Below are 5,605 nucleotides of genomic sequence, written 5' to 3'. Positions count from 1 at the left end.
CAGGCCGATGGCGGTGGCCACCAGCGCCTCGGCAATGCCAGGCGCCACGGTGGCCAGCGTCACCTGCGCCAGCGAAGCCAGGCCCGTGAAGGCGTGCATGATGCCCCACACGGTGCCGAACAGACCCACGTACGGGGCGACGGAGCCGACCGTGCCCAGGAAGGCCAGGTTGGCTTCCAGCGCGTCCATCTCGCGTTGCAGGCTGGCGCGCATGGCGCGGCGCGCGCCGTCCAGCAGGGCCCCGCTGTCGGTGATGCGGCGCTCGCGCAGCTTCTGGTACTCACGCATGCCGCTGGCGAAGATGCGCTCGATGGGGCCACCCTCCCGGTTGGGCTGGGCGGCGGTGTTGTAGAGCTCGTTGAGGTTGCCGCCGGACCAGAAATCGCGCTCGAAGGTCTCGTTGCGGGCGCGCACGCGGCTGAGCGCAAACAGTTTGCGGAAGATGGCGGCCCAGCTGACGATGGACACGCCGATCAGCAGGGCCACCACGGCCTGGACCACCCAGCTCGCGTGGAGCAGCAACTGGACGATGGACAGGTCTTGGTTCATGGCGGGTTTGGTTCAGGTGGTGGGGGCGGGCGCGGCGCCACTGGCTTGCAGCACCTGCAGCACCGCGGCGGGGATGCGCTGCGGCCGCAGGGTGGCGGCGTCGACCCAGCCGATGCGGATGCTGCCTTCGCACAGCAGCGTGGGTTCTTCACCGGCCTGCTGCGGTTTCAGGAGCGCGCTCTGCGCAATCGTAAGCGAGGCTTTGCCGATCTCGACCGGCGAAGCTGTGACCAGCAGTAAATCGTCGAGCCGCGCGCTCTGGCGGTAGCGCAGGGCACAGTCGCTGACCACGAACATGCCGCCGGTCTGCTCGCGCAGGGCCTGCTGGCCCAGGCCGAGCTCGCGCAGCCATTCGGTGCGTGCGCGTTCAAAGAACTTGAGGAAGTTCGCGTAGAAGACGATGCCACCGGCGTCGGTGTCTTCCCAGTACACCCTGACGGGCCACTGAAAGGTATGGCCCCACGCTCCGCCGCTGTGCGGGTCGCTGCCCCCCAGGGGGGCTGGCCCCGCCTTGGGGCGGCCCGGCGGCGGGGCCGCTGTGTCGATGGCCTGCGTTGTCACAGCGCGGCCTCCAGCCGCACCACCGCCTCCCGCAGCTGGGGCAAGGCGTTGGCGGTGGAAAAGCGCAGCCAGTGCTGGGGCTCGGCCTGGCCGAAATCGCGACCCGGGGTGGCGGCGATCTGGCAGCGCTGCATCAGCTCGAAGGCCAGCGTCCAGCTGCCGCCGGCGGCGCCATCTGCGCCTTGCAGGGGAATGCCCCAACGCTCGCACAGGCCGCGCACGTCGGCCCAGGCGTAGAAGGCGCCGTCGGGCATCACCGGCACGCGCAGGCCCAGGCGGTCGAGTTCGGGAATGAAGAAGTCGCGCCGGGCCTTGAACTCGGCGCGGCGACGCTCGTATTCGGCCAGGCTGTCGGGCGCGAAGCACGCCAGCGCTGCGTGCTGGGCGATGGTGCTGGCGCAGATGAACAGGTTTTGCGCCAGGCGCTCGACGACCGGCACCAGAGCGGGCGGCAGCACCAGCCAGCCCAGGCGCCAGCCGGTCATGTTGAAGTACTTGCTGAAGCTGTTGATGCTGATGACCTCGTCGCCCAGGCCGTCGGGCAGGCCCAGTGCGCTGTGGCCAAAGGCGTCTTCGTAGCTCAGGCCCAGGTAGATCTCGTCCACCAGGGTGATGCCGCCGCGTTCGCGCACGAAGCGGGCGATGCGTTCGAGTTCATCGCGCGCGATGCTGGTGCCGGTCGGGTTGGACGGCGAGGCCAGCAGCACGCCGCGCGTGGCGGGGCCCCAGGCCTGTGCCACCTGTTCGGCGCTGAGCTGGAAGCGGTTTTCGGGGCCGGACGGGACGAGCACCGCGCGCCCCTCGGCCGCCTGCACGAACTGTCGGTTGCAGGGGTAGCTGGGGTCGGGCATCAGCACCTCGTCGCCCGCGTCGATGAGCGCCAGGCAGGCCAGTTGCAGCGCCGCCGAGGCGCCGGCGGTGACCACGATACGGGCCGGGTCGATCTGCAGACCGAAACGGCTGCGGTACCAGCCGCTGATGGCCTCGCGCAGTGCGGGCAGACCGGTGGCGTCGGTGTACTGGCTGCGCCCGTCGCGGATGGCGCGTTCGGCCGCGGCTTGCACCAGCGGTGGCGCGGTGAAATCCGGTTCGCCGATGTTGAGCCGGATCATGGGCCGATCGCCCGGGCGGGCGCGCGAGGCCATGTCACTGGCCGCCTTGGCCAGCTCCATCACGTAAAAGGGTTCAACCCGCTGGGCGCGCTGCGAAATCCGCATGGACCGGCCGCCGCGCTTATTCGCCCGCGGGCGTGTCGATCGCCGGCCTGGATTTGCGGACCGGTGCCTTCGCGGGAGCCTGGGCCACTTCCAGCGGGCGCAGTCGCTCGGCCAGCTTGTGCAGCACGCCGTTGACGTACTTGTGTCCATCGGTGCCACCGAAGGACTTGGCCAGCTCGATGCATTCGTTGATGACCACGCGCCAGGGCACGTCGGGGCAGTGCTGCAACTCGTAGACACCGATCCACAGCACGCCGCGTTCGATGGGGGAAATCTCGGCCAGCGGCCGGTCCAGCAAGGGGCTCACCAGCGCGTCGGCCGCCGCCGCCTGGGTGATGCAGCCGTGCAGCAGGGCGTCGTAGTGCAAGCTGTCGGCCTTGTGGAAACCGCTGAGGTCGCGGGTGAAGGCGTCGATGTCGGTGGCCTCGTTGCGGCCCACCAGGTACTGGTAGAGCGCCTGCAGGGCGAATTCGCGTGCGCGGGTGCGGGCCGACTTGTCGGCGGCCTTGCGGGGTTTGATCGGTTCGGTGCTCATGGTCAACCGATGCTGGCCAGCAGGTGCGCCATCTCGATGGCGACGCGGGCCGCGTCGCGGCCTTTTTCTTCCTGGCGGGCGACCGCCTGCGACACGTTCTCGGTGGTCAGGATGGCGTTGGCGATGGGGGTGTGCGTTTCCAGCGACACCCGCGTCACACCGGCGCCAGACTCGTTGGAGACGATCTCTAAGTGGTAGGTCTCGCCGCGGATGATGCAGCCCAGTGCGATCAGCGCGTCGAAGTCGTCCTGCTCGGCCAGGGCCTGCAGCGCGATGGGCACTTCCAGTGCGCCAGGCACGGTCACGCGCTTGATGTTTTTCTCCTGCACGCCCAGGGCGATCAGCTCTGCGTGGCAGGCCTCGTACAGAGCGTTGGTGATACCCTCGTTGAAGCGGGCCTGGACGATGCCGATGGCCAACTTTTTGCCGTCCAGGGGCTGTGTGCTGCCTTTGTCTGCGCCAAACATGGTGGTGTCTTTCTGTGAGATGGGATCAGGCCGCCGTGCGGGCGAGGTAGCCGGTGATTTCGAGGCCGTAGCCGGTCATGCTGGGCATGCGGCGCGGGTTGCCCATGAGCTGCATCTTGTGCACGCCGCATTCGCGCAGGATCTGCGCACCCACGCCATAGGTGCGAAGGTCCATGCGGCCCCGCTCAGGCGCCTGGGCTGAACGGGCCGTGCCTTCGAACTGTGCCAGCAGCTGTTCGGCCGACTCGCCACAGTTGAGCAGCACCGCCACGCCGGCACCGGCTTCGCTGATGTGGCGCAGGCTCGCTTCCATGCTCCAGCTGTGCATGGAGCGGCCCACTTCCAGCGCGTCCAGCACCGACAGCGGCTCGTGCACGCGCACGGCCACGCTCTGTTCGGGCGCCCACTGACCCTTGACCAGGGCCAGGTGCAGGGCGCCGCTGGGCTGGTCGCGGAAGGCGTGGGCGGTGAAAGTACCAAAGGCGGTGTTGAGGGGACGGGTACCGACCTTCTGCACCAGGCTTTCGTTGCGGCTGCGGTACTCGATCAGGTCGGCGATGGTGCCGATCTTCAGGCCGTGTTCGGCCGCGAACAGCTGCAGGTCCGGCAGGCGGGCCATGGTGCCGTCGTCTTTCATGATCTCGCAGATCACCGAGGCCGGGCTGCAGCCGGCCATGGCGGCCAGGTCGCATCCGGCCTCGGTGTGGCCGGCTCGCATGAGCACCCCGCCTTCAACCGCCTGCAGCGGGAAGATGTGACCGGGTTGCACCAGGTCGTCGGCGGTGGCGTTGGGGGCCACGGCGGCTTGTACGGTGCGGGCGCGGTCGGCGGCCGAAATGCCGGTGGTCACGCCCTCAGCCGCCTCGATCGACACGGTGAAGGCCGTGCCTTTCTTGTCGCCGTTGCGCGCCACCATCGGCGGCAGGTTGAGTTGTTCACAACGCTCGCGCGAGAGCGTCAGGCAGATCAGGCCACGGCCGAAACGGGCCATGAAGTTGATGGCTTCGGGCGTGACATGGTCGGCCGCGAGCACCAGGTCGCCTTCGTTCTCGCGGTCCTCATCATCGACCAGGATCACAATGCGGCCGGCCCGCATGTCGGCCACGATGTCTTCGACCGAGGAGATGGCCACCGGGGCCAGGGTTTGGGGGGCGTTCATGCGTTTTCCTTGGGCGTGTCGGACTGGCCCGCGCTGAGCATGCGCTCCACGTAGCGGGCCACGGTGTCGATTTCGAGGTTGACCCGGGTGCCCGCAACGAGCTGGCCGAGCGAGGTGTGGTCCACGGTGTGGGGAATGAGGTTGATGCTGAAGGTGCAACCGTCGGCCGAATCGGCCACGCTGTTGACCGTCAGGCTCACCCCGTTGACCGTGATGGAGCCTTTGTAGGCGAGGTATTTGCCCAGTTCGGGCGGCGCCATCACGCGCAGTTCCCAGCTTTCGCCCACGCGTTCAAAGTGGGTGACGGTGCCCAGACCGTCCACGTGGCCGGACACGATGTGACCACCCAGCCGGTCGTGTGCCCGGAGGGCTTTTTCGAGGTTGATCCGCTGATCGACCTGGTCCAGCCCGGTCGTCTTCGACAGGGATTCGACCGAGATATCGATGGTGAAGCGGTGCTGGGGCAGGTCCAGCGAGGTGACCGTCATGCAGGCGCCGTTGAGGGCGATGCTGTCGCCCAGTCCGACGTCGTCGAGGAAGCCCGCAGGCGCCTCCACCGTCAGGCGCTTGCCGTGGTCCAAAGAACTGCCGAGGGCGTGGAGGGCGGCGATCCGCCCCACGCCGGTGATGATGCCGGTGAACATCCGCGTATTTTCGCAGGGTTTGCAGGGCCCGGCCCGGATGAGGGCTTGCCGGTGCACAAATGCCCCTGCGCCCGATCGAACACCTTGCCTTTCAGTGAGAGGCTAGGCCTGACTGCACCAGCCAGCACCATGCCTGCGACCACTGCAGAAAACCTGGAGCGTGTCCAGCGTTGGCCAGGTCGGCGTCTGCTGGTCCGCGGGCTCAGGCGTGCAGGAAGGCGTCGCGTCCGTTCACGCGCGCCACGATGCGCAGGTCGTCACCGACCCTGTCCACCGAATGAAAATTCAATGTCGGCCCTTCACCCAGGCTCGCGAGCGGGCCAAAGTGGGCCACGCCGGAGCCCTGGCCCAGCAGTTTGGGCGCCAGGTACAGCAGGCATTCGTCCACCAGCCCTTCCCGAATGAAGGAGCCATTGAGCTTGTGACCCGCCTCGACATGCAGTTCGTTCACCTCGCGCCGACCCAGATCGAGC

8 protein-coding genes are annotated in these 5,605 nt (G+C 68.1%); all 8 read right to left on the bottom strand.

The features are described from left to right. Positions 1-549, bottom strand: a 549-nt coding sequence (gene tolQ, locus ACR2JA_RS10555; protein ID WP_434009040.1) for a protein TolQ, incomplete at its 3' end; no start/stop codon positions are given. Between the two features lie 12 nt (positions 550-561). Further along, positions 562-981 carry a YbgC/FadM family acyl-CoA thioesterase gene (locus tag ACR2JA_RS10550; protein ID WP_434009039.1) on the bottom strand — a complete coding sequence of 140 codons (420 nt, stop codon included), beginning with the start codon at positions 979-981 and terminating at the stop codon, positions 562-564. Positions 982-1,106: 125 nt separating this feature from the next. Further along, entirely contained in the window at positions 1,107-2,327 is a 1,221-nt protein-coding gene (locus tag ACR2JA_RS10545) for a pyridoxal phosphate-dependent aminotransferase (protein WP_434009038.1), read from the bottom strand. Positions 2,328-2,343: 16 nt separating this feature from the next. Beyond that, positions 2,344-2,862: a transcription antitermination factor NusB gene (nusB, locus tag ACR2JA_RS10540; RefSeq protein ID WP_434009037.1), complete on the bottom strand. Its 519-nt coding sequence runs from the start codon at positions 2,860-2,862 to the stop codon at positions 2,344-2,346. A 2-nt stretch (positions 2,863-2,864) separates the two neighbouring features. Beyond that, positions 2,865-3,329 carry a 6,7-dimethyl-8-ribityllumazine synthase gene (gene ribH / locus ACR2JA_RS10535; RefSeq protein WP_434009036.1) on the bottom strand — a complete coding sequence of 155 codons (465 nt, stop codon included), beginning with the start codon at positions 3,327-3,329 and terminating at the stop codon, positions 2,865-2,867. Between the two features lie 25 nt (positions 3,330-3,354). Then, a complete protein-coding gene (gene ribBA / locus ACR2JA_RS10530; protein WP_434009035.1) occupies positions 3,355-4,488 on the bottom strand; it encodes a bifunctional 3,4-dihydroxy-2-butanone-4-phosphate synthase/GTP cyclohydrolase II in 1,134 nt (377 codons plus the stop codon). Further along, a complete protein-coding gene (locus tag ACR2JA_RS10525) occupies positions 4,485-5,132 on the bottom strand; it encodes a riboflavin synthase (protein WP_434009034.1) in 648 nt (215 codons plus the stop codon). The genes ribBA and ACR2JA_RS10525 overlap by 4 nt, the downstream gene beginning before the upstream one ends. A gap of 202 nt (positions 5,133-5,334) precedes the next feature. After that, the coding region (locus ACR2JA_RS10520; protein ID WP_434009033.1) for a RibD family protein at positions 5,335-5,605 on the bottom strand (271 nt) is incomplete at its 5' end.

The sequence above is a fragment of the Hydrogenophaga sp. genome (assembly GCF_051007235.1).
GTDB lineage: Bacteria > Pseudomonadota > Gammaproteobacteria > Burkholderiales > Burkholderiaceae_C > Hydrogenophaga.
The sequence above is the reverse complement of the archived record's forward strand: the minus strand, read 5'-3'. Positions and strand labels throughout refer to the sequence as shown.